Source organism: Caulobacter sp. GW821-FHT09B08 (assembly GCF_059418225.1).
On record NZ_JBWKPL010000001.1, the window covers coordinates 796,835 to 821,378 of the forward strand.

Below are 24,544 nucleotides of genomic sequence, written 5' to 3' on the forward strand. Positions count from 1 at the left end.
AAATGCTCCCCCCTTGGGGGAGCTGTCGCGGAGCGACTGAGGGGGTCTTCGCGGCAAAGGCCGCAAACCCCCTCCGGCCCTCTGGGCCACCTCCCCCTGAGGGGGAGGATTTCCTACTCCGCCATCTCTTCGCGCAGGCGCTCGACCAGGGCATGCGGCCCGAAGGGCTCTTCCTCGAAGCGCCGGGCGGGGCGGACGCCGATCAGGCTGTTGGTCAGGAACACCGCATCGGCCTCGTCCAGGGCCTCGGCGCCGGTCGCCACCTCGTGGACCGTCACGGCCAGCCGCTCGGCCAGGGCCAGCACCCGGCCCCGGGCGATCCCCGCCAGCACGCCGCAGTGCAGGGCCGGGGTGAACAGGTGGTCGTCCCTCACCCAGAACAGATTGGCCGCCGCCGCGCAGGCCAGGTCGCCGTGATTGTTGCGCATCACCGCCTCGTCGGCCCCCGTCGCCTTGGCCTCGGCTCGGGCCAGGACGTTGTCGATATAGGACAGGGTCTTCAGCCGCGCGGCGGGCGAGCCCTCGTTGCGGCGGGTCCTGGCCAGCATCAGGTCCACCGGCGTGGTGGGCGCGGGCGCGGCGGCGGCCGTGGCCGCCAGCACCGGCGCGGGCGCGGGCGGACGGTCCAGCCCCCGGCCGCCGGAACCGGCCGTCAGGGTCAAGCGCACGGCGGCGCGGACGTCATGCAGCCCCGCATCCTTCGGCGCCGCGAGGCACAAGGCGCGGGCGGCCTCCACGTCCAGCGGCGGCAGGCCCAGGGCCTCGCAGCCGGCCGCCATCCGCGCCAGGTGGGCGTCCAGGTGGGGCAGGTCGCCGCCGGTCCACAGCATCGTCTCGAACAGGCCGTCGCCCAGCAGCAGACCACGATCGGTGAAGGGGATCATCGGCGGGGCTCCTCCGTCAGGGCCCGTCGCAGGGCGGCGAACTTGGCCTCGGTCTCCAGCCGTTCGGACTGGGGATCGCTGTCGGCGACGATGCCGGCGCCGGCCCTGGCCTCCAAACGCCAACCGTCACCGTCTTGTTCAAGCCCCACCGTGCGGATCAGCACGCTGGAGTCCATCGCCCCGTCCGCCCCGGCCCAGAACAGCGAGCCGCAATAGGGGCCGCGCGGCGGCTCCAGCCCGGCGATGACCTTCATGGCCTGGACCTTGGGCGCGCCGGTGATCGAGCCGGGCGGGAAGGCCGCGCGCAGCAGGTCGGCCGCCGTCAGGCCCGGGGCCAGCTTGCCGGTCACGGTCGAGACCAGGTGATGGACATTGGCGAAGGTTTCGACCTTGAACAGTTCCGGCGCGGCCACGCCGCCCGGCGGGGTCACCCGCGCCAGGTCGTTGCGCATCAGGTCGACGATCATCAGGTTCTCGGCCCGGTCCTTGGCGCTGGCGGCGAGCTCGGCGATCAGGGCCGCGTCCTGGGCCCGGTCGGCGCCGCGCGGGCGGGTGCCCTTGATCGGCTGGGTGAGGATGGCCCGTTCGCCGTCGACCTGGAGGAACCGCTCGGGCGAGTTGGACACCAGGGCCCGGCCCGGCAGGCGCAGATAGGCCGAGAACGGCGCGGGGCTGCCCGTGCGCAGCCGGGCGAAGAGATCGAAGGGATGGGCGCCGGGCGCCAGCCGCCCGGTCCAGGCGCGGGCGATGTTGGCCTGGAAGATCTCGCCGCCGACGACGCGCTCGACCACGTCGGCCACGGCGGCCTCGTAGGCCCCGCCGTCGCTCTCGGCCAGGGCCTCGCACAGCACGCCTTCGCGCTCGACGGGCGAGGGACCGTCCAGCCAGGCCAGGGCCGCCTCGGCGCGGGCCCGGGCGAAGCCCTGCGAGCCGCCGCGCCCGACGGCCAGCACCCGGCGCTGCAGGTGGTCGAAGGCCAGGAGGGCGGAGTAGCGGGCGCAGGCCAGGTCGGGCCAGCCGGTGCGGGCCAGACCCAGGTGCTCGACCCGGTCGCCCAGCTCGTAGGCGGCCAGGCCCGCGACCCCGCCCTGGAACGGCGGGCCGTCCGGATCGACGGCCTGGGGCGGGCCGATCAGTTGGGCCAGGGCGTCGAACGGGTCGCGCGGGTCGTCCGGCGCGATCACCAGGGTCTCGTCGGGCTGGCGCAGCAGGTAGGACCACCGCCCGGCCTGGCCGCCCGAGATCATGGCGCAGGCGAAGGGCTCGTCCCGCCAGGGGGCCGCGGCCCAGACCGGGTCGCGCCAGGGGGCGCTGATGAGGACGACGTGACGCATCGGCGGGTGATACCGCCCCGGGTCCACGAAGGCCACCCGATCAGGCTTCCCTGCCGCCGCCCTTGACCAGGAACATGCCCAGCAGCCCGACCAGCAGCAGGCCCGCGATGGGGGCGAAACCCGCCGCCTGGGTCTTGAAGACCGAGGTCGCGGTCGTGACCAGCAGCGAGCCCAGCCACATGGTCACCGTGCCCGACAGGCCGTAGAGGCCGAAGAACGAGGCCAGCTTGTCGGGCGGGGCCAGGCGCGCCAGCAGGGTGCGGCTGGAAGCGTAGGAGGCCGTGACGAACACCGCCACCCCGAAGCCCACCGCCAGGAAGCAGACCTCCGGCAGACTGCGGAAGATCGGCCCGCCCCACAGCGGCGCGTGGGCGGCCGGGTCGTAGGGGATGACATAGAGGATGCGGTCGCGGCTCATGCCCAGCCACGCCAGCAGGCAGACCAGCACGCCGGTGATCTCGATCTGCACCGCCTGGCGCGGCCCCACCCGGTTGTCCAGCCACGCGCCCAGGAAGCCGCCGGCCACGGCGAAGACGCTGAGCCCGATGCCGTAGACCAGCATCTCCATCACGCCCCAGCCCATCACCCCGGCCGCGAACACCCCGCCGAACAGCAGGAGCGCGGTCATGCCGTCGTTGAAGAACATCCGGGTCAGCAGATAGACGCCCGCGTCGCGGTGCTGGCGCAGGCTCTTGATCGTGTCGACCAGCCCCGTCATCCCGCGCTTGACGCCCTCGACCAGCCCCACGCCCGTGCCCGGCACGTCGGGGGTCAGCAGGAACAGCGGGATGCTGCCCAGGGCCATGAAGACGGCGACGATGGGACCGGCGATGCGGTCGGGCTCGTGCTGGGCGGGGTCCAGCCCCCAGAGCGGGGCCGTGGGCACGAAGCCCCAGTTCACGTGGCCGGGCAGGGCGAAGGCCCACAGCACCCCGATCAGCATCAGCACCGAGACGGCGTTGCCCAGCGACAGGGCCAGGCCCGAGGCCGCCGGCGCCCCGCGCCGCCCGGCCGCGCCGTTCAGCAGCGAATTGTGCAGCACCTCGCTGATGGCGATCATCAGGCAGCCGGCGCCGTACAGGAACGAGATCGCCAGCACCGGCAGGCCGCCGACCCCGCCCGGCTTGGCCCACCACAGGGCCGCGGTGATCGGGACCAGCAGGGCGGTGATGGCCAGCAGCATGGGCTTGCGGCGGCCGAACTGGTCGATGGAGCTGCCGATCAGCGGGGCCAGCACCATGGCGCACAGGCCGTAGACCGTGCCGATCCGGGCGATCAGGGCCTGGCCCTGCACGGGGTCGCCCACCACCGTCGTCGCGAAATAGGGACCGAAGATGTAGATGCTGATCAGGATCACGAACGGGTCGCGAAACCCCTGGAACACGGCCCAGCCGATGGCCCCGCGCGGCAGGTGGCGAACGCCGGAACCCGTTTCCGCCGCCTCCGCCAGGCTCTGAGCCAGCGGGTCGGCCAGGGCCGCCTCGGCGTTCGTGATCTTGCTCATACGCGCATCCACCCTGGCCGAGACCGTCTGCCGCGATCCCTTTGGCGGGTGAGCGTGGCGGTTAAACGGGTGTTTGTCACGGGGCGAATGCGGAAGGACGCCCCCTCCGTCACGATGCGTATTCGCATCGCGCCACCTCCCCCGCGTTGCGGGTGAGGAGGATGCCGCACTGATCTTCTCCTCCCCCGTGGAACGGGGGAGGTGGCGGGCGAAGCCCGACGGAGGGGGCGTCCGGCGCTACAGCAGGATATGCGCCCGCACCTTGTCGCGGCCCGCCGCGTCCAGGCCGACGGCCTGTTCCAGATAGCCGTCGAGCGAGCCGTACTGGGCCTTCATCTCGGCCAGGGCGATGGCCAGGTACTCGGCCTCCACGCCCATGGCGGCGCGAACGGCCGCGTCGGACGGGCGGCGGCCGAGCTCGGTCTCCAGGATGTCGGCGAACTTCGGGCCCCGGCGGGCGAAGCGTTCCTCGTTGTTGGTCAGCAGGTAGTCGTCGACGATATCGTCGTCGCCCACCCCGGCCACGTGGTGGGTCAGGGCGGCCAAGAGGCCCGTGCGGTCCTTGCCCGCCGCGCAGTGGATCAGGGCCGGACCGCGCGCGGCGGCCAGGGCCTGGAAGTAGCGGCGGAAGAGATCCAGGTGCCGCTCCTTGAACGGCGCGCGGCGATAGTATTCCCGCAGGTAGCCGCGGATCGAGGCTACAGACAGGTCCGAGCCGCGCAGGAAGGTGTGCCAGGGATCCTCGCCCGCCACGCCCAGGTCGTTGTCGATGACCTCGGCGGCGAAATCGGTCCAGCGCCGCGACGGGTCGCGCTGGCGCTCGTTGGGACGGCGCAGGTCGACGATGGTGACGATGCCCAGGCCCGCCATGGCGGCCAGGTCCTCGTCGGTGGCCTGCGCCTGGTGGGCGGCGCGGAACAGCACGCCCTTCTTCAGCCGGCCCTCGCCCGCGGCGTAGTCGCCGAAGTCGCGGAAGTTCTCGACGCCTTGCAGAACGATGTGACGGGTCATGGCGGCTTGTTAGCGCCGGAGGGTGACGAAAGCGAGACGCCGGTTCTATTCTGGCGCATGGCCGACCTGCATCGCTTCCAGAGCTTCGACGGCGTCTCCATCGGTTATCGCACCCTGGGCGATCCGGCAGGCTGGCCGACCCTGATGCTGCACGGCTTCCTGGCCAATGCCGAGACCAACTGGTTCCTGCCCGGGATCGCCGCCGCCGTCGCCGCGACAGGCCGCAAGGTGATCGCCCCGGACCTGCGCGGCCATGGCCGCTCGGACGCTCCCACCGATCCCGCCGCCTGGCCCAGCGACGTGCTGGCCCGCGACCAGGAGGCGCTGCTGGCCCACCTGCATGTCACCGACTACGACCTGGTCGGCTATTCCCTGGGCGCACGGACGGCCGTGCGGATGGTCGTGCGCGGCGCGCGGCCTCGCAAGCTGGTGCTGGGCGGCATGGGCGACAGCGGCCTGATGGCGGCGGGCGCGCGGGCGGCGATGTTCGAGGACGGCATCCGCAACGGCGACGCGGCCCAGGACCCGCGCGCCGGGCGACGCATCCACGCCATGATGGCGGCCGGCGGGCTGAAGCCCGAGGCGATGCTGGGGGTGCTGGGGGCGTTCGTGGCGACCAGCGCGGCGCAGATTGCGGCCATCGACGTTCCGACCCTGGTGGTGGCGGGCGCGCGCGACGACGACAACGGCTCGGTCGAGGGCCTGGCGGCGATGATGCCCGACGCGCGCGGGGTCAGGGTTCCGGGGGATCACCTGAGCGCGGTGATGGAGCCGGGGCTGGCGGCGGAGATCATCGCCTTTCTTGAAGCTTAGAGGCGGCGAACACTTGCCCCCTTCGCGCCTTCGGCGCTCCTTCCCCCGGAGGGGGAAGAGGACCGCGCTCTTCATCCTCCGCCCCCTACGGGGGCGGACAGGCGGCGAAGCCGCCAGGTGGGGGCAAGTGGGTGAGCCACCTGCCCCCGGCCTAAATCACCTAAACGGCGGCTCGTCGAACGCCCGCAGTTTGCGCGAGTGCAGGTTCGGCCCCTCTTCCAGCAGGAGCTTGCAGGTCAGAATGCCGATCTGCAGGTGCTGGCTGATGGCCCGCTCGTAGAACGCGTTGGCCTGGCCCGGCAGCTTGATTTCGCCGTGCAGGGGCTTGTCGGAGACGCACAGCAGCGTGCCGTACGGCACCCGGAAGCGGTAGCCCTGGGCGGCGATGGTGGCGCTTTCCATGTCGATGGCCACCGCGCGGCTCTGGTTGAAGCGCAAGGCCGAGAGGCTGTGGCGCAGTTCCCAGTTGCGGTCGTCGGTGGTGACGACGGTGCCAGTGCGCAGGCGCTTCTTCAGCTGGTCGCCGGAATCACCGCTGATCGCCTTGGAGGCGTCGTAGAGCGCCCGCTGGACCTCGGCGATGGAGGGCACCGGGATCTCGGGCGGCAGGACGGCGTCCAGCACGTGGTCGTCGCGCAAGTAAGCGTGAGCCAGCACGTAGTCGCCGATGGTCTGGGTGTCGCGCAGGCCGCCGCAGTGGCCGATCATCAGCCAGGCCTGCGGGCGCAGCACCGCCAGGTGGTCGCAGATGGTCTTGGCGTTGGACGGGCCGACGCCGATGTTGACCAGGGTGATCCCGGTCCCGCCCGGCGCCATCAGGTGGTAGGCCGGCATCTGGTGCTTGCGCCAGGTCGACTCCGCCACCGCCAGCTCGGGATTGGCGGTGTTGGCGGTGATCATCAGCCCGCCCGAACACGACAGGCCCTCATAGGGGCTGTCGTCCTGGCCCAGCTGCTCGATGCCCCAGCGCACGAACTCGTCGACATAGCGGTGATAGTTGGTGAACAGGATGAACTGCTGGACGTGCTCGGCCGGAGCGCCGGTGTAGTGCCGCAGGCGCGCCAGCGAGAAGTCGGTGCGCAGGCCGTCGAACAGGGCCAGCGGGCGGCTCTCCTCCAGGGCCGGGTTCCAGACGCCATCGGCGATCTCGTCGCCGATGAAGGCCAGATCCGTGGTCGGGAAGAAGCGGGCGATGTCCTCGCTGCGCACGTCGGCCTGGTTCAGGTCGATGCTGGCGTCCAGCACGTAGGGATAGGGGATCTCCTGGCTGGAGCGGTCGACTTCGATCTCGACATCGAAGTCGGTCATCAGCAGGGTCAGCTGCTCGACCAGATAGTCCTTGAACTGGGCCGGCTTGGTAATCGTGGTGGCGTAGACGCCCGGACGGCTGACGCGGGCGTAGGAGCGGGCCAGCTTGGGCGGCAGGGCCTCGGGGTCGTAGACCAGGCGCAGCTCGGGATAGGCGAACGTGCCGTCGAACCGCGCCTGCGGGTCGGGCCGGGTTCCGTTTTCGAGATAGGCGCGAAGCGCGGTCCGCAGGGCGTCGACGGCGCGTTCGTATTCGGAGTTGAGCCGTTCGACGACGGCGATTGCTTTTTCTTGCTTTGACATGGGCTCTTATAGCGGCGTTCAGCGACAATGGCGAGACATCGGCCCCGCCCTTGGGAATGATTTCTTACTTAGCCGAGGCGCCCGGTCACGCGGCAACGGACCTCGGACCACCTCTAGGGCATGGACGAACCCGCGTTCGTCGGCCACAAGGGCGGAAATGCTCAAGGAAGGAGCGAATGGCGGCGCGGACCTTCTCGCGCGTCGGTCCTTCCGCAAACAGAACATGCCGGCGACGCCGAGTCACGGGCGCCAGGGGGACTGAATGAACAAACGTTTCGCCTACCTGATCATCGCGTCCATGGTCCTCGGCGTCGCCGTCGGTTGGGCCTGCAACCAGTACCTGGATCCCGCCCAGACCGCCGAAGCGGTCAAGTGGTTCAAGATGGGCACCGACCTTTTCCTGCGGCTGATCAAGATGATCATCGCCCCGCTGGTCCTGACCACCCTGGTGGCCGGCATCGCCCACATGGAAGACGCCGCCGCCGTCGGCCGGATCGGCGCCAAGACCATGGGCTGGTTCGTCACGGCCTCGGCCGTGTCTCTGCTTCTGGGCCTGGGCATGGTCCACCTGCTGCACCCCGGCGCGGGCCTGAACCTGACCGAGATCGCCACCGCCGGCAGCGCCCCGGCCGCCTCGACCGAGACCTTCACCCTTCAGGGCTTCCTGACCCACCTGGTGCCGGCCTCGATCTTCGAGGCCATGGCCAAGAACGAGATCCTGCAGATCGTGGTCTTCAGCCTGTTCGTCGGCACCGCCGTCGCCTCGCTGGACAACAAGGCCCCGCAGATCCTGGAGCTGGCCGAGCAGGGCGCCCAGGTGATGCTGAAGGTGACGGGCTTCGTGATGAAGCTGGCCCCGCTGGCGATCTTCTGCGCCCTGGCCTCGACCATCGCCGCCCAGGGCATCTCGATGCTGGCCGTCTACGGCAAGTTCGTGATCGGCTTCTACGCCACCATGGGCACGCTGTGGGTGCTGCTGTTCCTGGCCGGCTGGATCGTGCTGGGCAAGCGGGTGATCCCGCTGTTCGGCGCGATCCGCGAACCGGCCCTGCTGGCCTTCTCGACCGCCAGCTCCGAAGCCGCCTATCCGCGCATCCTGGACGCCCTGCCCAAGCTGGGCATCCGTCGCCGCATCGTCTCGTTCGTCCTGCCGCTGGGCTATTCGTTCAACCTCGACGGCTCGATGCTGTACTGCACCTTCGCCACCGTCTTCATCCTGCAGGCCCACGGCGTGCACCTGACGGTGCAGCAGCAGATCTTCATGCTGCTGTTGCTGATGGTCACCTCCAAGGGCATCGCCGGCGTGCCGCGCGCCTCGCTGGTGGTGATCATGGCCACCCTCACCTATTTCGGCCTGCCCGAGGCCTGGATCGCCCTGGTCCTGGGCGTCGACCACCTGCTGGACATGGGCCGCAGCGCCACCAACGTGGTCGGCAATTCGGTGGCCGCCGCCGTCGTCGCCAAGTGGGAGGGCGAACTGGACGATCCGGAGCCTCAAATCGAGGCGGCGAAGGCCTAGACCTGCGCGGAGGCCGACTCCCTGGCGATGGGCCGTGATCGGCGCGGAAACCCGCCGGGACGGCGTTATCGCGGCGATTAACGCCCCCGGCCCTTCGTGCGCATTGACTTACGGACGCCCAGGACCAATCTCGACGGTCGAGGGGTTTCGTACGAGATGATCGCCATGAACATCACATCCATGATCCGGGCCGGCCTGTCGGCGGGCGTCCTGCTGGCCGCCGCCGCCCCGGCCCTGGCCGCCGAGCCCGCTCCCGACGCGGGCAAGGCTCCGGCGCGGTCGTGCTTCTACCTGTCCGACTGGGACGGCTGGAGCGCGCCCGACAAGAACACCCTGTACATGAAGGTCCGCAATCGCGACGTCTATCGCGTGGACCTGTCGCACGGCACCAGCCTGCTGAAGTCGCCGGGCGTGCACCTGGTCTCGATCACCCGCGGGGTCGACACCGTCTGCCGCCCCATCGACCTGGACCTGCGGGTGTCCGACGGCTTCGGCATGGGCATGCCGATCATGGCCAAGACGATCACCAAGCTGTCGCCCGAAGAGATCGCGGCCATCCCCAAGAAGGACCGGCCGTAAGCCGGATCGGGTCGGCCGGCCTCAGCGCCGGCTGACCCGCACCCAGTCCACCTCGAACACCGCCGGCAGGGCGGCGTCGTCCACGCCCTTGGCGTTGGCGCCCTCGGGCCAGGCCCCGCCATAGGCCAGGTTCAGGATCAGGTGGAAGGGCTGGTCGAAGGGCGCGGGGGCGCCCGAGGCCGACCAGTCCCCCGCGCTGGCCGTGGCGTAGACGCGCCCGTCCACCGACCAGACGATGGCCTTTGGCGACCACTCCACCCCATAGACATGGAAGCCGTCGGCAGTGGCCTCCGGGACCGTCGCGGTGCTCTTCTGGCCATGGCCGCCGGCCGCGTCGGCGAAGTGGATCGTGCCGAAGATGCGGTTCTCGCGCCCGCCCTCGCAGGTGTCGCACGGCGCGCCCAGATTGACGGTCTCCAGGATGTCGATTTCGCCCGAGCGCGGCCAGCCGCCATAGGCGTCGCTTTCCGGCATCATCCAGATCGCCGGCCACACGCCCTGCCCGCCCGGCGTGCGGGCCCGCGCCTCCACCCGGCCGTAGCGCCACGACACCTTGCCCTTGGTCAGGATCTTGCCGGAGCTGTAGTCGAGGGTCCGCACGGCCTTGGAGCCGTCCCAGGGGTTGGCGATCCCGGTCATGGTCTGCCGCCGCGCGGTCAGCCGCAGCACGCCGTCCTTGACCGAGACGTTGTCCGGCGAGGCCGTGTAGCACTGGCGCTCGTTGTTGCCCCCGCCGCCGCAGTCCTCGGCATAGGACCATTTGGAGAGGTCGAGCGAGGAACCGTCGAATTCGTCGGCCCAGACTTGGGTCCAGTCCTGGGCGGTGGCGGGCGTGGCGGCCAGCAGGCCCAGCGCGAAGGCCAGGGCGGCGGTGTGTTTCATGGGTTTTCCCTCCCGGAAATCTTTCGCGGCGGCCTGACGCCCCCTCCGCCGCCGCCTCCAGCAGCGCCACGACCATGGCGTTCACCGGCGTGGCGATCCCGTGCCGCACGCCCAGGCGGACGATCACGCCGTTGCGGGCGTCCAGCTCCATCGGCCGGCCGGCGGCGCGGTCGGCGTGCAGGGAATTGACCCCGTCGGGCGGTCCGGCGCGATAGCCGTCGACCACGGCCTGGGGCAGGTCGTCGGGCAGCACGGCGCCCTCGGCCCGGCCCACCGCCACGCATTCGGCGACCAGGGCGCGCATGATGTCGGCGACCGGCTCGCGCCGGGCCACGCCGGAGGGCCGCAGGGTCAGGGCGTTGACCGCCCCGGCGCAGTTCAGGGCCAGCTTCTTCCAGGCCGCCGTCGTGAAGTCCGGCGTGGTCGAGGCGGCGATGGGGGTGTGGGCGAAGAGGGCGGCGAAGGCGTCTCCGGCCTCGCCGGCCGGAACCAGGATCGTGCCGTCGCGCCGCTGGCGCACCCGGCCCGGGGCCGAGCGCTCGGCCGGGATGTCGACCACCGCCGGGGTGATCCGGACGACGTCCACATAGGGCGTGAACCGGGCCACGTGCTCGACGCCGTTCTGCAGCACCGCCACGCGGGTGTCCGGCCCGACCAGCCGCGCCAGCCAGGCGCCGGTGGCCGCCGCGTCATAGGTCTTGGTGGTGATCACCGCCCAATCCACGGGCGAGGCCTCCTCCGGCGAGATCAGCACGCGCGGGCCGGCCGAGATCGGGCCGCCGGGCGTCTCGACCTCCAGCCGGTCGAAGGCGGTGCGGGCGCAGACCTCGACGTCCAGAGCCGGGTCCTGGGCCAGCCAGGCCGCCACCGTCGCCCCCACGGCGCCCGGACCGATCACCGCTATCCGCATTCCCAGCACTCCAGACCCGAACACCAGACAAAGAAACGCCGCCCTCTTCCGAGGGCGGCGGCATGTTATCCCCGTTTGTCCCTGCTCTTGTTCTTATTCAGCCGGCAGGGTGTTCTCGGAACGCTTCTTGAGCATGGTGTCGAAGCTCGACCACACGCCCTCCGCGCCGTGCCATTGGCCCTGGGTGGCGGCCTTGGAATATTCCGTGGCGCGGGCCTCGAAGAAGTTGGCATGCTCGACGCCCGACAGCAGGGCCTGCAGCCAGGGCAGCGGGTTTTCCTTGATCCCGTAGACCTCCGGCAGCTGCAGCTGGCGCAGGCGCCAGTCGGCGATGAAGCGGATGTACTTCTTGATGTCTTCGGGGACCATGCCCTGGATCTCGCCGGCCTCGAAGGCCAGGTCGATGAAGGCGTCCTCCATGGTGACCACGGTCTTGCAGCAGTCGACGATGTCGTCGGCCACGGCCTTGGTCACGGCGCCCGTCTCGGCGTTGAAGGCGTGGTACAGCTTGATGATGCCTTCGCAGTGCAGGCTCTCGTCGCGGATCGACCACGACACGACCTGGCCCATGCCCTTCATCTTGTTGAAGCGCGGGAAGTTCATCAGCATCGCGAACGAGGCGAACAGCTGCAGGCCCTCGGAGAAGCCGCCGAACATCGCCAGGGTGCGGCAGATGTCGGCGTTGGTCTCGACGCCGAACTTCTGCATGAAGTCGTGCTTGTCGCGCATCTCCTGGTATTCCATGAACGCGCCGAATTCGCTTTCCGGCATGCCGATGGTTTCCAGCAGCAGCGCGTAGGCCGCGATGTGGATGGTCTCCATGTTGGCGAACGACGCCAGCATCATCTTCACTTCGGTGGGTTTGAAGACCCGGCCGTAGCGTTCCATGTAGTTGTCGGCCACCTCGATGTCGGCCTGGGTGAAGAAGCGGAAGATCTGCGTCAGCAGGTTCCGTTCCTTGTCGTTCAGCTTGACGGCCCAGTCCTTCAGATCCTCGCCCAGCGGGATTTCTTCCGGCATCCAGTGGACCTGCTGCTGCTTCTTCCAGAACTCGTGAGCCCACGGATAGCGGAACGGCTTGTAGGCGGCGGAGGGGGTCAGGAGGCCGGGCGTGGTGATCAGCTTGGCGGACATCGAGGACGGGCTCCAGGGCAGGCGGACGCGAATCGGACGGGCGGTTACAGTCTCTTGGTATCGGGCTCCCACGGCCGCATCTAGTGGCCAGATGGTCGCAGCACACAACATGTTGTGGGCAAATTGGGTAACGAAAGATGAATCAAGCTTACACCATCTATGGCGCGCTTGGCTCGGGGTCCGTGCCCGTCGAAGCTGTTTTGACCCTTTTGGGGCAGCCCTACACCGTGGTCGAGGCGCCCACCTGGGAGGGCGCCGCCCAGCAGGACAAGGTGGCGGGGGTCAATCCGCTGCGGCAGATCCCGGCCCTGGTCACCCCGGAGGGCGAGACCATCACCGAGAGCGCCGCCATCCTGATCTGGCTGGCCGACCGCCATCCGCAGGCGCGGCTGGCTCCATCCCTCGATTCGCCCCTGCGCGCCCAGTTCCTGCGCTGGATGGTGTTCGTGCCGGCGGCGATCTACTCGATGTTCTGGGTGCGGGACGACCCGTCGCGCCTGGGCGGGCCCGATGAGGCGGTGCAGGCGCGGATCAAGGCCGCGACGGCCGACCGCATCGCCAACTGCTGGGGGATGATGGAGGGGCAGCTCACACCCGGCCGCTACCTGCTGGGCGACGAGCTGACGGTGCTGGATCTCTACGTCACCGTGGTCAGCCGCTGGGGCTCGCGACGCAAACGGTTCTACGAAGTGGCGCCGAGGATGAGCGAGGTCGTGCGGCGAGTGGATGCGGACCCGAGGCTGGCGGCGTTCTGGGCGGAGAGGTTTCCGTTCTTCGACGGGTGGGAGAGCAAGGGGGCGGGTGGATGAACTGGCAGGTCAACTGGCAGATAGTAAGCGGCTTTATAGGGCTTTCGGGACTTGCGCTCGGTGTCTGGAACCGCCTGGAACAATGGCGAGAATCGAAACGAAAAAGAGCGGACAGCTTACCGGTCTTCACCGCAGTTCTAGACGAGCGAGCGGTGAACGGTTGGCGCCAAATGCGCCTTTCCATCCTAAATCCCGGCAACGTGAATTTCGTCATGACGCGTGTTCGTGTTGTTTCACCACGTGACTGCCGTATTGCTCCTCAAGTTGAGGTTGTCGGCGATGACCCGGAACTTCAATCCATGGACGTCGAGTGGCGAGTGTATTCACACCCCAATGCCGGCCCACACGACGTTACCTCAAGGACTACATTCCGTTGCAAGCTCACGAAGGAAGCTCGCCCAAAATTCGAGATTGGAGGCTACCTCGTCAAATCTGGGCGGCCTCATTTCAAAGAGCCGATCCACGTCTCATTGCCAGGCGAGAAGACTGAGGTTCGCTTCAGGTGACAGCCACAGTCGCTAGCGCGTTGTTGATATTTCATCCGCCCAGCCGGATGCGGCCACGCCTTAAAGCCTTGGTGGATGGGAGCTCTGGGGACTGACCGAGTCAAGGACCGCCTCCGGCGGCCGCGACGCGGCGGCGCGGCGCGCCGTCCTTGACGCGGTCAGTCCCCAGAGCACGCTGGCAGCCAAGGTTTCAAGGCGAGGCCTCGCCGCCGTGGGCGGTCGGTTGACGGTTTCGGCCCCTCTCCCAGAGGGAGAGGGCGGGGCCCGCGCCGCAAGCGTGGGAGGGTGAGGGGTTACACCCTCACCGATTTCACGCAGACGCCCTTCCGGCGCGCCGTCCGGCGTTTTAACCCCTCACCCTCCCATTGCTGCGCAATGGGTCCCTCCCTCTCCCTATGGGAGAGGGTTCGCAGCTCCGATAATACCACTGCCCTTGAACCGTTTTCCGATCTCACGCGAGGTGGCGCTCTTTAACGGCGCGCGGAGGATTCGATGTCGAGACCGGGGCTGTTCCTGAGCCTGGGTCTGGCCCTCATCGCCGCCCTCCCCGCCACCGCCCAGGTCGCCGAACGCCCCATCGTCGCCAGCTACTACGCCGCCCATGGCGACACGGCCCGGGCCGAGCGGGCGCCGACCGCCGGCCTGACCCATCTGGTCTACGCCTTCGTGCCCGTCTGCCAGACCCCGCCGACCGACAGGAAAACCACGCGCGGCTGTCCCGACGGCCAGCCCTACCGCATGGCCCTCCAGCCCGACGCACGCCACGCCGCCGAGCTGGCCGTGTTGGCCCGGCGCAAGCAGGCCGAAGGGTTCGCGATGATCGCCTCGGTCGGCGGCTGGGCCATGCCGCACTATCCGGGGATCATCCGCTCGCCCGAGAGCCGCGCGGCCTTCGCCGCCTCGGCCGTGACCTTCCTGAAAGACCACCCCGAGTTCGACGGCGTCGACATCGACTGGGAGTTCCCCGGCGGCGGCGACGAGGCCCGCCAGCTGCTGGAGCCCGCCGCCCGCGCCGTCGAGCGCGACAATCACCGCGCCCTGGTGCTGGAGCTGCGCACGGCGCTGGACGCCCTGGGCCGCGAGACCGGCCGCCGCTACGCCCTGACCACGGCGGTTGTCGGCTACCCCCGCGCCATCGCCGCCACCGACTGGCCGGCCGTGGCGCCGGCCTTCGACCTGGTGTTCGTCATGACCTACGACTTCACCCCGGAAAAGGCCTTCCGCCAGCGCGGCGACTTCTCCGGCGGCGGCGGGGCCGTGGGCCACCACACCAACCTGCACGCCAAGCCCTCGACCGAAGGCTACGGCGCCGACGCCATGATCGCGGCCCTGGCCAAGGCCGGCGTGCCCAAGGGCAAGATGGCGGTGGGCGCGGGCTTCTACGCCCGCGAATGGAAGGACGGCGCCTTCGTCGGCTCGACCGCCTGGCGCGACCTGCCCGCGCGGGACCTGGCCAAGGCGGGCCTCAAGCCCGGCTACGACCCGGCGCTGCACGCGGCCTATTACGCCGGCGACGACGGCGACTTCCTCTCGCTGGACACCCCCGCCTCGATCTGCGCCAAGGGCGCCTGGGCCCGCCGCCAGGGCCTGGCCGGCATCTTCGCCTGGGAGGCGGGCAATGACGACGGCGCCCTGACCCGAGCGATGGTCGACAGCCAGTCAGCCAAGGGCTGCAACACGCCCTAAGGCCGCGCGCCCAGCCCCTTCAGCAGGAAGGTCCGCATCTCGGTCGACACCGCCTCGTCCAGCTCGCCCAGCACGCCGCGCGCCTCGACCGGCAGGTGGGCGGCCGGGTCGCCGTTGGCCTCGAACACATAGTGTTCGAACAGCGACCGCCAGGCCTCGCGCTGGGACGGCGGCAGGTGGCGGACGTTCTTGAGGGCGTGGATGAAGGCGTCGAACGGCGAGCCGGCCCGGGCGTCGACCTGGCTCCACCAGTAGTTCACCAAGAGGTTCAGCGTCCCGAACGACTGGACGTGGTGCCACCACATGGCCGGGATGTAGAGGGCGTCGCCCGGTCCCAGCTCGGCCACCTCGGCGTGCTCCAGCGCCCGGGCGAAGCGCGGGTAGCGGTCCAGGTCCGGCGCGTCCAGCGACACCATGCTGATCGGCCGCCCCGCCGGGGTGAAGTCCAGCGGACCGACATAGAGGTTGGCCACCTGGTGGGGCGGAAACAGGGTGAAGCGCCGCCGCCCGCCCACCACGCAGGCGATGTTGTCGGACATGTCGTAGTGGGTCTGGATGGTGGTGGCGTTGCCCAGCCACAGACGCGGCGTCACCTCCGGCCCCACCGCCGACAGGACGTTGTCGCGCTCGAAGCCGGGCAGGATCGGCGGGATCGGCGTGGAGCCCACATAGACGCAGGGCGGGTCGGGATCGTCGGCCACGTCGAGTATGGCCTTCAGGGCCTGGCGCAGCGTGCCCCGCCGCCGCTCGAAGTTCAGGCCGTTCGTCCCGGCATAGAAGAAGCGGCCCTTGATGGCCGGCGGCCCGACCAGGGCCTCGATCGGCGCGCCGTGATCGAAGCCTTCCAGATAGTCGGCCAGGGCCTGGTCGGAGGCCTGGGCCGCCTTCACCGCCGGCCAGTCGCGCACCAGGCCGCGCAGCACCACCGGCTGATTGAGGGCCATGATCCGCGGAGCGAAGCGGTCGCCGTCGAACTCGGCGGTTTCGGCGCATCGACGCAACACACGCTGGGACACTGGCAGGCGGCCTTCTCTGGAAGCGCCGGCACGCTAGACCTGGACAAACACCCTTGGATTGCAGCGCGTTTCAGCCCCGAAACAAAGCCAGGCTCGCGGAGGGCGGCGGAACGGCGAGGCTGTTCCCGCGCCGCCGGAAGCTGCTAAGCAGCGCTCATGCTGACCGATCCCCTGTTCTACGCCGTCGCCATTCCCGCGGTGATCCTGCTGGGCCTGGCCAAGGGCGGGTTCGCCGGGATCGGGGTGGTGGCGGTGCCGATGATGGCCCTGGTCATCTCGCCGGTGCTGGCCGCGGCGATCACCCTGCCGATCCTGCTGGCCCAGGACGTCGTCAGCGTCTGGAGCTTCCGCAAGACCTGGGACAAGGGCCTGCTGATCCTGATGCTGCCGGCGGCCGCCGTGGGCATCTTCCTGGGCTGGCTGCTGGCCGCGCGGGTGTCGGTGGCGGCGGTCGAGCTGTCGATCGGCCTGATCTCCATCGCCTTTTCGCTGCAGCGCCTGTGGGCCGAGCGGGCGGTCAAGGCGGCGGAAGCGGTCGCGGCCGGACCGGCGCGGCCCTGGCTGGGCGCCCTCTGCGGCGCGGTGGCCGGCTTCACCAGCCAGGTGGCCCACGCCGGCGGCCCGCCGTTCCAGATCTACGTCCTGCCCCGCCGCCTGCCGCGCGACGTGTTCATCGGCACCAGCGCCATCTTCTTCGCCACGGTCAACTGGATGAAGGTGCCGGCCTATATCGCCCTGGGCCAATTCACGCCCCAGGTGCTGACCACGGCGGCCGTGCTGCTGCCGCTGGCCCTGGCCTCCACCTGGGCGGGCGTGTGGCTGGTGCGCAAGGTCCCGGCCGAGGGCTTCTACAAGGTGATCTATGTGCTGCTGATCGCGGTGGGCGCCAAGCTGGCCTGGGACGGCGCCCACGGGCTGTGGGGTTGAAGCCTCACGGCAAATAAACCTGCCGACAGCCCTATCCCGGCCACGATGATCGGCGCTTATATGTCATCGACTACGCGTACACAGGGCGGGCCATGACAGAGACCACCAGCATCGTTTCGGCCGCCCCGCCCGCGCCGGTTCCCGCCGTCGTTCCGGCCACGCACTATCCCACGCCCGGCGCCAAGTGCGCCGACCTGGTGGTGCATCTCGCGGGCCTGGCCTGCGCCCTGCTGGGCGGCGGGATCCTGTTGGGCCTGACCTTCGGCCTGGGCTCGCTGAGCCAGACGGCGGCCATCGCGGTCTACACCGTGGGCCTGATCACCATGCTGTCGCTGTCGACCGCCTACAACTTCTCCAAGGCCCGCTGGCGGCCCCTGCTGCGCCGCTTCGACCACGCCGGCATCTTCATCATGATCGCCGCCTCCTACACCCCCTTCACCACCCAGAACCTGACGGGCTGGTGGGCGATCGGCATGACCACGGCGGTGTGGACCGTGGCCGGCATCGGCGTGGCGGCCAAGCTGTTCCTGCCGGGCCTGGACAAGCGCTTCTGGGTCTTCCTGTACCTGGCCCTGGGCTGGCTGGTGCTGGTGGCCCTCAAGCCGATGATCGCCGGCATGGGCTGGGTGGCCCTGCTGCTTTTGGCCATCGGCGGCGTGATCTATTCGACGGGTACGGTGTTCTACCTGATGAAGCGGCTGAAGTTCCGGCGGGCGATCTGGCACGGTCACGTGATCGGCGGCGCCGGCCTGCACTACGCCGCCGTGCTGGTCGGGGTGGTCCTGGCCTCGAGCCATCCTTGAGACCCTCTTGAACACGCCTTCGGACCCGAAAAAGACCGTCCAGACCTTCTTCCGGGAACGCGCGGCCCAGCCTAACCGCGGCAAGCGCCTGCCCGCGCCGCTGGAACACGCCGAGGCCGACATCGAGGCCGCCGGCTTTCCCGACGTCCGCCTGAGCCTGGACGAGGCCGACGAGGCCCTGCGCCAGGTCGCCGACCGCCTGGCCCCGATGCGGCCGCTGCTGGGCCGCGAGGACTTCAACATCCTGGCCCTGTCGGGCGGAGCCGCCGGCGGGGCGTTCGGGGCCGGCGCCCTGGTGGGCCTGACCAAGGCCGGCACGCGGCCCGACTTCGCCATCGTCACCGGCGTCTCGACCGGCGCCCTGATCGCCCCCTTCGCCTTCCTGGGCCCGGAATGGGACGAACGCTTGGCCGACGCCTATGTGGGCGGCCACGCTTCGGAACTGCTCAGCTTCAAGCGCCTGGGCCCGGCCCTGGGCGCCAGCCTCTTCCGGGGCGACAGCCTGGACGGGCTGGTGGCGCCGTTCGTCGACATCGCCCTGATCGAGGCCGTGGCCCGCGAGCACGCCCGGGGCCGGCGCCTGCTGATCGCCACCACCAATCTGGACAGCCAGAAGGCCACCATCTGGGACATGGGCGAGATCGCCACCCGGGGCGGCGAGGACGCCGTGCGATTGTTCCGCGACGTGCTGGTGGCCTCGGCCACCCTGCCGGGCCTGTTCCCGCCCAAGCTGATCGAGGTGGAGGCGCGCAACGCCCAGGGCGAGATGGAGCGCTTCCAGGAGATGCACGCCGACGGCGGCATCGCCGCGCCCCTGTTCCTGATGCCCGACGCCCTCCTGCGCTGGCGCGAGCTGGGCCAGAGGCTGCGGCGCGGGCGGGTCTATGTGATCTTCAACACGGTGCTGGACCCCTCGCCGCGCACCACCCCGCCGGGCGTGACCTCGATCATGGGCCGCAGCTTCGAGACCATGCTGCGGTTCTCGTACCGCCAGGCGCTGAGCGTGGCGGCCGGCTTCTGCGCGCGCCACAACCTGCCCCTGCTGGCCGCCTCGATCCCGGCCAGCTTCTCGGACTTCTCGATGATGAAGTTCGAGACGGCGATGATGAAGCGCACCTTCGACGACGCCTACGCCCTGGCCCTGAGCGGTCGGCTGTGGTCCAGCGCCATCCCCGCGCCCGAGCCGCTGTGGCGCGGCCTGTTCCGCAAACAGCCGGCGACGCGGCGCGGCACGATCAAGGACCCGATCCTGGCGCCGCCCGGACTGGTCCTGCCCGATGAAGGCGAGCCTATTTCTTGAGGTAGCGCGCGCGCAGCTTGTCCAGGTTCGGCGGGACGGCGCGGAAGTCGGAAGCCAGGCCCAGGCGGGCGTTGCAGTTGGGGCAGCGCACGGAGTCGGTGTCGGCCAGTTCGGCCGGCGGGTCGAAGCGCGCGCCGCAGGGCTTGCACTTGAAGTCGCCGGTCGGCGGCGGCGGCGCCGGAACGGGCGGGGGCGGCTCGGCCATCACCACCACGCGCTTGCCCGCGGCCGGACGCGCGATGCGCTCCAGCGGCGGCGGGCCGCCCGGAGCGGTCACGCCGCTCTTCAGGCTCAGGATCTTGCGGCGCGGGGGCTCGCTGTCGCTCATTGTGGGTCGGCTCGATGGAAGACGGGCGCTAGCTGCATGATCTGGGCCCGAAACTCAAGCACGGAAGGTATTTCGCCGGGCCGCGCGGCCTACCAGTGCGGCTTGAGGCTGAACGAGAAGGCGACCATCTCGTCCTTCTGGGTGGCCATGCCCATGATCTGGTCCTTGGCCCTGATCTTGCGGTGCACATAGCCGAACGAGGCCTGCATCGCGCCCTTGCGCCAGGCCACCCCGGCCTGGCCGTCGCCGACCAGCTTGCTGGAGGTGTCGGTGGTGAAGCCGGCCCGGCTCCAGTCGCCGTCGCCGCTGCGCAGCATGTTCATGCCCACGGCCTGGCCGCTGGCGGCGGCGAACACGTACCAGCGTCCCCGGTCGCCGAACTGCTTGCCGTCCTCGACGCCCAGGGAATTGGCGACCCGGTCGCCCATCTTCTTGCCGAAGCGCACCGTGGCGCCGGCCTCGGCCGAACCGCCGGCCCCGCCGAAGCCCAGGCCGGCGTGGGGGGTGACGTCCAGGGCGTACTTGCCCGAACCCAGCGACACCGCCGCCGGCCAGCCGCGGGTGACGGTGACGTCGACGTCGCGGTCCTCGAAGCTGTCGGCGTCCTCGGGCCGCACCAGGGCCAGGGGACGGGTCTGGCTGGTGGCCGAAACGCTGGCCACCGAGACCCGCACGGAATCGACGGCGTGCTTGCCCTCGTAGGCCACGAAGGCGTTCGAGCGCCAGGTGACCGGACCCGTGCCCTCGTAATAGCGGTTGGCGTCCAGGAGCTTGGCGTCGCCATAGGCGCCGGCCGGGGACAGCGAGAAGCTGGGGTCGCTGGCGCGCTCGGTCGCGGCGCGCGGCGTTTCGGAGAAGGCCACGGCGGCGGGGCGCACGTTGCGGACGCTGAGATCCACGACGCGGGCGGCGCGCGGATCGACGATGAAGCTGGGCGACTTGGCCATGGAGGCCGACTTGGCGGGCGCCTTCTGGGGACTCGGCCGGGCTTGCGCCGTGGCGGACGCCAGAGCGCTCAGACCTGCAACCACGACAACGGCCACGACGGCGCGCATATCGGACCCCTCAGTCCCTTTCCCCATAAGGAGCCTACGCGCAATCGCGACGGCGTCCATGGGACAAATCCCCACATCAAGAACAAATCTTCCGGGACTTTGTTCCGATGCAAGGAAGGCGCCGCGGTCGCCCGCGCCGCCTTTGGGTTCCGATGCAAAAGGGGCGCCGGGATCGCTGGCGCCACCCTGGGTTCCGAGTCGAAAAAGGGCGGCGCGATCACTCGCGCCGCCCTGATTTTTTCAGCCGCCGAAGCCGCGCCTATTGGCAGGCCAGGCATTCCTCGTAGTCGGTCTTGGCCGGGGCGTCGAAGCCGCCGGTCGAGCCGCCCGTCACGGCGTCCGAGCCGGCGTAGGCGGCGCGCTGCACCGACTTGGAGCGCAGGTAGTAGAGGCTCTTCACGCCGCGCTCCCAGGCCTGCCAGTGCAGCATGTGCAGGTCCCACTTGTCGACGTCGCCGGGCAGGAAGATGTTGACCGACTGGCTCTGGCAGACGTCCGGCGTGCGGTCGGCGGCCAGTTCGACCACCCAGCGCTGGTCCAGTTCGAAGGCGGTCTTGTAGACGTCCTTGTCGTCCTGGCTCAGGAACTCCAGGTGCTGGACCGAGCCCTCGTTCTCCAGGATCGAACCCCACACCGCGTCGGTGTTCTGGCCCTTCTCCTCGAGCAGCTTCTCCAGATAGGGGTTCTTCACCGCGAACGAGCCCGACAGGGTCTTGTGGGTGTAGATGTTGGCCGGGATCGGCTCGATGCCGGCGCTGGTGCCGCCGCAGATGATCGAGATCGAGGCGGTCGGGGCGATGGCCAGCTTGTGCGAGAAGCGCTCCATCGAGCCGCGCTCGGCGGCGTCCGGGCACGGGCCCTTTTCCTGGCCGATGGCGATCGAGGCCTTGTCGGCCTCGCGGCGCAGGTGCTTGAACATCCGCATGTTCCAGCTCTTGGCCAGGGCGCTTTCGAACGGCACGTTCTGGCTTTGCAGGAAGCTGTGGAAGCCCATCAGGCCCAGGCCCACCGAACGCTCGCGCATGGCGGCGTAGGCGGCGGTCGCGGCGGCGTCGGGCGCGCGGTCGATGAAGTCCTGCAGGACGTTGTCGAGGAAGCGCATGATGTCCTCGATGAACATCGGATGGTCGCGCCACTCCAGGAACGTCTCGGCGTTGACCGAGGACAGGCAGCAGACGGCCGTGCGGTCGTTGCCCAGGTGGTCGAGGCCCGTGTGCAGCATGATCTCGCTGCAGAGGTTGGACTGGCGAACCTTCAGGCCCAGCTCCTGCTGGTGCTGGGGCATGGCGCGGTTCACGGTGTCGGAGAAGATCAGATAGGGCTCGCCGGTCTGCAGGCGCAGCTCCAGCACCTTCTGCCACAGGCCGCGGGCGTCGACCTCGCGCAGCACTTCGCCGGTCTTGGGCGAGCGCAGGCCGAACTTCAGGCCGTCGCGGACCGCGAACATGAACTCGTCGGTGATCGAGATGCCGTGGTGCAGGTTCAGGGACTTGCGGTTGAAGTCGCCCGAGGCCTTGCGGATTTCCAGGAACTCTTCGATTTCCGGGTGGTGGATGTCCAGATAGACGGCCGCCGAGCCGCGACGCAGGCTGCCTTGGCTGATCGCCAGGGTCAGGCTGTCCATCACGCGGATGAAGGGGATGATGCCGCTGGTCTGGCCCTGGCCCTTGACCTTCTCGCCGATCGACCGCACGCCGCCCCAGTAGGTGCCGATGCCGCCGCCGTTGGCCGCCAGCCAGACGTTCTCGTTCCAGACGCCCAGGATGCCGTCCAGGCTGTCGTTGACCGCGTTCAGGAAGCAGCTGATCGGCAGGCCGCGCTCGGCGCCGCCGTTGCTCAGCACCGGGGTCGACGGCATGAACCACAGCTTGCTCATGTAGTCGTAGACGCGCTGGGCGTGATCGGCGTCGTCGGCGAAGGCCGTCGACACGCGGGCGAACATGTCCTGGTAGGACTCGCCCGGCAGCAGATAGCGGTCTTCCAGCGTGGTCTTGCCGAAATCGGTCAGCAGGGCGTCGCGCGAACGGTCGACCTCGACCTTGCGCACCAGGGCCAGCTTGGGACGCTCGCGCATTTCCGAAGTGGCGCGCGCCGCGGACGAAATCTTAGTCGCTTCACTGGCCGACATGAGCAAACCCGCTGAATGATACGCGTTTTCCAAGGAACAGCCCCTGCCCCCGGAAACTCGCTACATATTGTGGGCACTAGGCCCCCTGAACCCATATATGGGGCCACAGGCGCCTTGGTTTCGTCAACGGTAAGTAACGCTCCCCAGGCGAGTTTTTCGTTAACAACTCCCTAACGCCCCCAGGTTCCTGGTGTCTATCAAGGGGTTGCATCGACAAGATTTTTGCCGCGACCTTTCGCCTCACGGCGTTCGACGAAACCCTCCGCCGCCGGATGGCCGAAGCGTCTCGATTCCAGATTCTTGGAAAGGCCCGCGCGACAAAAAAGCTGGGGGCGGAGCGGTGGACGGACGGAGGCGGAGGGGCGTCCCGCCTCGCCCAGCCAAACGCGCAAAAGAAAAGGGCCCGGCCTTTCGGCCGAGCCCTCGTCTTTGGTCGTGATCGCGATCTTTAGAAGTTGATCGAGATCGTCGAGCGGCGGTTCAGCGGCTCCTTCACACCGTCGCCGGTGGCGACGGCCGGGGCGCTTTCACCCTTCCAATCAACGGCCAGGGCGCTGGCGTTGACGCCGGCGCCGACCAGGGCGTCAGCCACGGCCTTCGCACGACGCTCCGAGAGCTTGGCGTTGTACTTCGGCGAACCCGAGGTGTCGGTGTGACCGACGACCACCAGCTTGGTGGCGTTACCCGAGGTCGCGTAGCTCGCGGCTTCCGAAACCACCGACTGGGCTTCCGGCGTCAGCACGTACTGATCGAACGGGAAGTAGACGATGAATTCCTTGGCCTCGTAGGCCACCGGCGGCGGAGGCGGCGGGGGCGGAGGAGGCGGCGGCGGCGGGGGCGGAGGAGGCGGCGGCGGCGGCGGGGGCGGCGGCGGAGGCGGCGACGCGAACGAGTACCGCAGACCGACGGTCACGGACTGGTCCTTGTACTGGCCTTCGAAGGCGCCGGTCTGCACGGCGTGCGAACCTTGGGCCTGCCAGGCGTGATCCTGCGTGGCGAACCAGCGGTAGGTCACGTCGATCTTCAGCTTGTCGGTCGCCTTGATCGAGGCGCCGGCGATGGCTTGCCAGGCGATGGCGATGTCGTCGTCATCGACCGTCAGGTTCTGGATCGACGGGTTCGAGGCTTGCAGAGCCGCGAACTGAGCCGGGGTCAGACCAACGGGGCTGTTGAGCGGCACGGTGCCGAACTGACCCAGGGCGCTGACGTCCAGGCGGTTGATGCCGACGCCGGCGCCGACGAACGGGTTGATCCACGAGTCGGGGGCGAAGTCGTACAGGACGTTCGCCATCAGCGACCACGAGTCGATCGAGCCCGAGGGGCTGCCGCAGGTCGGGGCCAGGGCGGTGCGCGTCACGCCGGGGGTGCAGAGACCGCTCGGCTGACGGGTGCGGACCGGGTTGCCGCGGACGCTGGTGAGGTCGCCGGGGCGATAGCCGCCCTCGACTTCGGCGCGCCAGTTCGGGGTCAGCTGATAGCCGAGACGAACGAAGCCGGCCCAGTCGTCTTCCGAAGACCAGGTCCAGTGATAGTGAGCGCCGTCAGGGGCGTTCTGGTCGGATTCGGTGTTGATGCCGTTCGGCCAGTGATAGCCGAGGTCGACCGCGCCATACCAGCCGGTCTCTTGGGCCGAAGCGGCGCCAGCGGCGAAGACCGCAGCCAGAGCCACTCCCGCCAGGAGTTTGAGTTTCATATCAAGAGCCCTCTATTGCCCTGCACCGGCCGAGACCGACCGAGCATTGTTATACCAAGGCGCGCGATCCGCGAAAGTGTCAGCAGAGCAACACCCGTCAGGTTTCGGCATT

The 24,544-nt window shown here is 69.4% G+C and carries 21 protein-coding genes and 1 pseudogene; 9 read left to right on the top strand and 13 right to left on the bottom strand.

Features of this window, described 5'->3' with window-relative positions:
- Positions 1 to 113: 113 nt before the first annotated feature.
- The 4 genes from AC07OA_RS03860 to AC07OA_RS03875 all read right to left on the bottom strand — a co-directional run bounded on the left by AC07OA_RS03860 (position 114) and on the right by AC07OA_RS03875 (position 4,733).
- Positions 114 to 884: an aminotransferase class IV gene (locus AC07OA_RS03860; protein ID WP_494662437.1), complete on the bottom strand. Its 771-nt coding sequence runs from the start codon at positions 882 to 884 to the stop codon at positions 114 to 116.
- Complete coding sequence (gene pabB, locus AC07OA_RS03865) at positions 881 to 2,218, bottom strand: aminodeoxychorismate synthase, component I (RefSeq protein WP_494662438.1); 1,338 nt, start codon at positions 2,216 to 2,218, stop codon at positions 881 to 883. Before pabB ends, AC07OA_RS03860 begins: the two co-directional genes overlap by 4 nt.
- Before the next feature lie 40 nt (positions 2,219 to 2,258).
- Positions 2,259 to 3,722 carry an MFS transporter gene (locus tag AC07OA_RS03870; RefSeq protein WP_494662439.1) on the bottom strand — a complete coding sequence of 488 codons (1,464 nt, stop codon included), beginning with the start codon at positions 3,720 to 3,722 and terminating at the stop codon, positions 2,259 to 2,261.
- Between the two features lie 237 nt (positions 3,723 to 3,959).
- A complete protein-coding gene (locus AC07OA_RS03875) occupies positions 3,960 to 4,733 on the bottom strand; it encodes a tyrosine-protein phosphatase (protein WP_494662440.1) in 774 nt (257 codons plus the stop codon).
- Between the two features lie 57 nt (positions 4,734 to 4,790).
- Here AC07OA_RS03875 and AC07OA_RS03880 point away from each other — a divergent pair, with 57 nt between their 5' ends.
- Positions 4,791 to 5,546 (top strand): alpha/beta fold hydrolase, encoded by a 756-nt coding sequence (locus AC07OA_RS03880; RefSeq protein WP_494662441.1) that lies wholly within the window; start codon positions 4,791 to 4,793, stop codon positions 5,544 to 5,546.
- A 156-nt stretch (positions 5,547 to 5,702) separates the two neighbouring features.
- On the opposite strand, the gene AC07OA_RS03885 is transcribed toward AC07OA_RS03880, so the two are convergent.
- Positions 5,703 to 7,157, bottom strand: a complete 1,455-nt coding sequence (locus AC07OA_RS03885; RefSeq protein WP_494662442.1) for an AMP nucleosidase — start codon at positions 7,155 to 7,157, stop codon at positions 5,703 to 5,705.
- A 262-nt stretch (positions 7,158 to 7,419) separates the two neighbouring features.
- On the opposite strand from AC07OA_RS03885, the gene AC07OA_RS03890 reads away from it, so the two are divergent.
- On the top strand, positions 7,420 to 8,676 hold the full coding sequence (locus tag AC07OA_RS03890) for a dicarboxylate/amino acid:cation symporter (RefSeq protein WP_494662443.1): 1,257 nt from the start codon (positions 7,420 to 7,422) through the stop codon (positions 8,674 to 8,676).
- A 165-nt stretch (positions 8,677 to 8,841) separates the two neighbouring features.
- Entirely contained in the window at positions 8,842 to 9,255 is a 414-nt protein-coding gene (locus AC07OA_RS03895; protein ID WP_494662444.1) for a DUF6491 family protein, read from the top strand.
- A 21-nt stretch (positions 9,256 to 9,276) separates the two neighbouring features.
- On the opposite strand, the gene AC07OA_RS03900 is transcribed toward AC07OA_RS03895, so the two are convergent.
- The 3 genes and pseudogenes from AC07OA_RS03900 to AC07OA_RS03910 form a co-directional block, all read right to left on the bottom strand.
- Positions 9,277 to 10,137 (bottom strand): glycoside hydrolase family 16 protein, encoded by an 861-nt coding sequence (locus tag AC07OA_RS03900; protein ID WP_494662445.1) that lies wholly within the window; start codon positions 10,135 to 10,137, stop codon positions 9,277 to 9,279.
- Positions 10,138 to 10,183: 46 nt separating this feature from the next.
- Positions 10,184 to 11,047 (bottom strand): annotated as a pseudogene (locus tag AC07OA_RS03905) (2-dehydropantoate 2-reductase); the annotation flags it as partial.
- Between the two features lie 93 nt (positions 11,048 to 11,140).
- On the bottom strand, positions 11,141 to 12,181 hold the full coding sequence (locus AC07OA_RS03910) for a ribonucleotide-diphosphate reductase subunit beta (RefSeq protein WP_494662446.1): 1,041 nt from the start codon (positions 12,179 to 12,181) through the stop codon (positions 11,141 to 11,143).
- Positions 12,182 to 12,318: 137 nt separating this feature from the next.
- On the opposite strand from AC07OA_RS03910, the gene AC07OA_RS03915 reads away from it, so the two are divergent.
- From AC07OA_RS03915 to AC07OA_RS03925, 3 genes are all read left to right on the top strand, one after another.
- Positions 12,319 to 12,990 (top strand): glutathione S-transferase family protein, encoded by a 672-nt coding sequence (locus tag AC07OA_RS03915; protein WP_494662447.1) that lies wholly within the window; start codon positions 12,319 to 12,321, stop codon positions 12,988 to 12,990.
- On the top strand, positions 12,987 to 13,496 hold the full coding sequence (locus AC07OA_RS03920; protein WP_494662448.1) for a hypothetical protein: 510 nt from the start codon (positions 12,987 to 12,989) through the stop codon (positions 13,494 to 13,496). Before AC07OA_RS03915 ends, AC07OA_RS03920 begins: the two co-directional genes overlap by 4 nt.
- A 492-nt stretch (positions 13,497 to 13,988) precedes the next feature.
- A complete protein-coding gene (locus tag AC07OA_RS03925) occupies positions 13,989 to 15,182 on the top strand; it encodes a glycoside hydrolase family 18 protein (RefSeq protein WP_494662449.1) in 1,194 nt (397 codons plus the stop codon).
- On the opposite strand, the gene AC07OA_RS03930 is transcribed toward AC07OA_RS03925, so the two are convergent.
- Positions 15,179 to 16,198 carry a cupin-like domain-containing protein gene (locus AC07OA_RS03930; protein ID WP_494662450.1) on the bottom strand — a complete coding sequence of 340 codons (1,020 nt, stop codon included), beginning with the start codon at positions 16,196 to 16,198 and terminating at the stop codon, positions 15,179 to 15,181. The two genes, AC07OA_RS03925 and AC07OA_RS03930, sit on opposite strands and share 4 nt — an antisense overlap.
- Positions 16,199 to 16,354: 156 nt before the next feature.
- Here AC07OA_RS03930 and AC07OA_RS03935 point away from each other — a divergent pair, with 156 nt between their 5' ends.
- The 3 genes from AC07OA_RS03935 (at position 16,355) to AC07OA_RS03945 (ending at position 19,228) form a co-directional block, all read left to right on the top strand.
- Positions 16,355 to 17,125, top strand: coding sequence for a sulfite exporter TauE/SafE family protein (locus AC07OA_RS03935; protein WP_494662451.1), 771 nt, complete (start codon positions 16,355 to 16,357; stop codon positions 17,123 to 17,125).
- A gap of 92 nt (positions 17,126 to 17,217) precedes the next feature.
- Positions 17,218 to 17,928 carry a PAQR family membrane homeostasis protein TrhA gene (gene trhA, locus AC07OA_RS03940; protein ID WP_494662452.1) on the top strand — a complete coding sequence of 237 codons (711 nt, stop codon included), beginning with the start codon at positions 17,218 to 17,220 and terminating at the stop codon, positions 17,926 to 17,928.
- A gap of 7 nt (positions 17,929 to 17,935) precedes the next feature.
- On the top strand, positions 17,936 to 19,228 hold the full coding sequence (locus tag AC07OA_RS03945) for a patatin-like phospholipase family protein (RefSeq protein ID WP_494662453.1): 1,293 nt from the start codon (positions 17,936 to 17,938) through the stop codon (positions 19,226 to 19,228).
- Here the strand turns inward: AC07OA_RS03945 and AC07OA_RS03950 are convergent.
- From AC07OA_RS03950 to AC07OA_RS03965, 4 genes are all read right to left on the bottom strand, one after another.
- Positions 19,218 to 19,556, bottom strand: a complete 339-nt coding sequence (locus AC07OA_RS03950; protein WP_494662454.1) for an FmdB family zinc ribbon protein — start codon at positions 19,554 to 19,556, stop codon at positions 19,218 to 19,220. The two genes, AC07OA_RS03945 and AC07OA_RS03950, sit on opposite strands and share 11 nt — an antisense overlap.
- 89 nt (positions 19,557 to 19,645) lie before the next feature.
- A complete protein-coding gene (locus tag AC07OA_RS03955) occupies positions 19,646 to 20,611 on the bottom strand; it encodes a lipid A-modifier LpxR family protein (protein WP_494662455.1) in 966 nt (321 codons plus the stop codon).
- Positions 20,612 to 20,870: 259 nt separating this feature from the next.
- The gene (locus tag AC07OA_RS03960) at positions 20,871 to 22,745 is read right to left on the bottom strand and encodes a ribonucleoside-diphosphate reductase subunit alpha (RefSeq protein ID WP_494662918.1); all 1,875 of its coding nucleotides are present in this window, start codon (positions 22,743 to 22,745) and stop codon (positions 20,871 to 20,873) included.
- Between the two features lie 442 nt (positions 22,746 to 23,187).
- Positions 23,188 to 24,432: an OmpA family protein gene (locus tag AC07OA_RS03965; protein ID WP_494662456.1), complete on the bottom strand. Its 1,245-nt coding sequence runs from the start codon at positions 24,430 to 24,432 to the stop codon at positions 23,188 to 23,190.
- Between the last annotated feature and the right edge of the window lie 112 nt (positions 24,433 to 24,544).

Coding starts and splice junctions, on each gene's coding strand:
- AC07OA_RS03860 (WP_494662437.1), bottom strand. CDS start 884: ATGATCCCCTTCACCGATCGTGGTCTGCTGCTGGGCGACGGCCTGTTC.
- pabB (WP_494662438.1), bottom strand. CDS start 2,218: ATGCGTCACGTCGTCCTCATCAGCGCCCCCTGGCGCGACCCGGTCTGG.
- AC07OA_RS03870 (WP_494662439.1), bottom strand. CDS start 3,722: ATGAGCAAGATCACGAACGCCGAGGCGGCCCTGGCCGACCCGCTGGCT.
- AC07OA_RS03875 (WP_494662440.1), bottom strand. CDS start 4,733: ATGACCCGTCACATCGTTCTGCAAGGCGTCGAGAACTTCCGCGACTTC.
- AC07OA_RS03880 (WP_494662441.1), top strand. CDS start 4,791: ATGGCCGACCTGCATCGCTTCCAGAGCTTCGACGGCGTCTCCATCGGT.
- AC07OA_RS03885 (WP_494662442.1), bottom strand. CDS start 7,157: ATGTCAAAGCAAGAAAAAGCAATCGCCGTCGTCGAACGGCTCAACTCC.
- AC07OA_RS03890 (WP_494662443.1), top strand. CDS start 7,420: ATGAACAAACGTTTCGCCTACCTGATCATCGCGTCCATGGTCCTCGGC.
- AC07OA_RS03895 (WP_494662444.1), top strand. CDS start 8,842: ATGAACATCACATCCATGATCCGGGCCGGCCTGTCGGCGGGCGTCCTG.
- AC07OA_RS03900 (WP_494662445.1), bottom strand. CDS start 10,137: ATGAAACACACCGCCGCCCTGGCCTTCGCGCTGGGCCTGCTGGCCGCC.
- AC07OA_RS03910 (WP_494662446.1), bottom strand. CDS start 12,181: ATGTCCGCCAAGCTGATCACCACGCCCGGCCTCCTGACCCCCTCCGCC.
- AC07OA_RS03915 (WP_494662447.1), top strand. CDS start 12,319: ATGAATCAAGCTTACACCATCTATGGCGCGCTTGGCTCGGGGTCCGTG.
- AC07OA_RS03920 (WP_494662448.1), top strand. CDS start 12,987: ATGAACTGGCAGGTCAACTGGCAGATAGTAAGCGGCTTTATAGGGCTT.
- AC07OA_RS03925 (WP_494662449.1), top strand. CDS start 13,989: ATGTCGAGACCGGGGCTGTTCCTGAGCCTGGGTCTGGCCCTCATCGCC.
- AC07OA_RS03935 (WP_494662451.1), top strand. CDS start 16,355: ATGCTGACCGATCCCCTGTTCTACGCCGTCGCCATTCCCGCGGTGATC.
- trhA (WP_494662452.1), top strand. CDS start 17,218: ATGACAGAGACCACCAGCATCGTTTCGGCCGCCCCGCCCGCGCCGGTT.
- AC07OA_RS03950 (WP_494662454.1), bottom strand. CDS start 19,556: ATGAGCGACAGCGAGCCCCCGCGCCGCAAGATCCTGAGCCTGAAGAGC.
- AC07OA_RS03955 (WP_494662455.1), bottom strand. CDS start 20,611: ATGCGCGCCGTCGTGGCCGTTGTCGTGGTTGCAGGTCTGAGCGCTCTG.
- AC07OA_RS03965 (WP_494662456.1), bottom strand. CDS start 24,432: ATGAAACTCAAACTCCTGGCGGGAGTGGCTCTGGCTGCGGTCTTCGCC.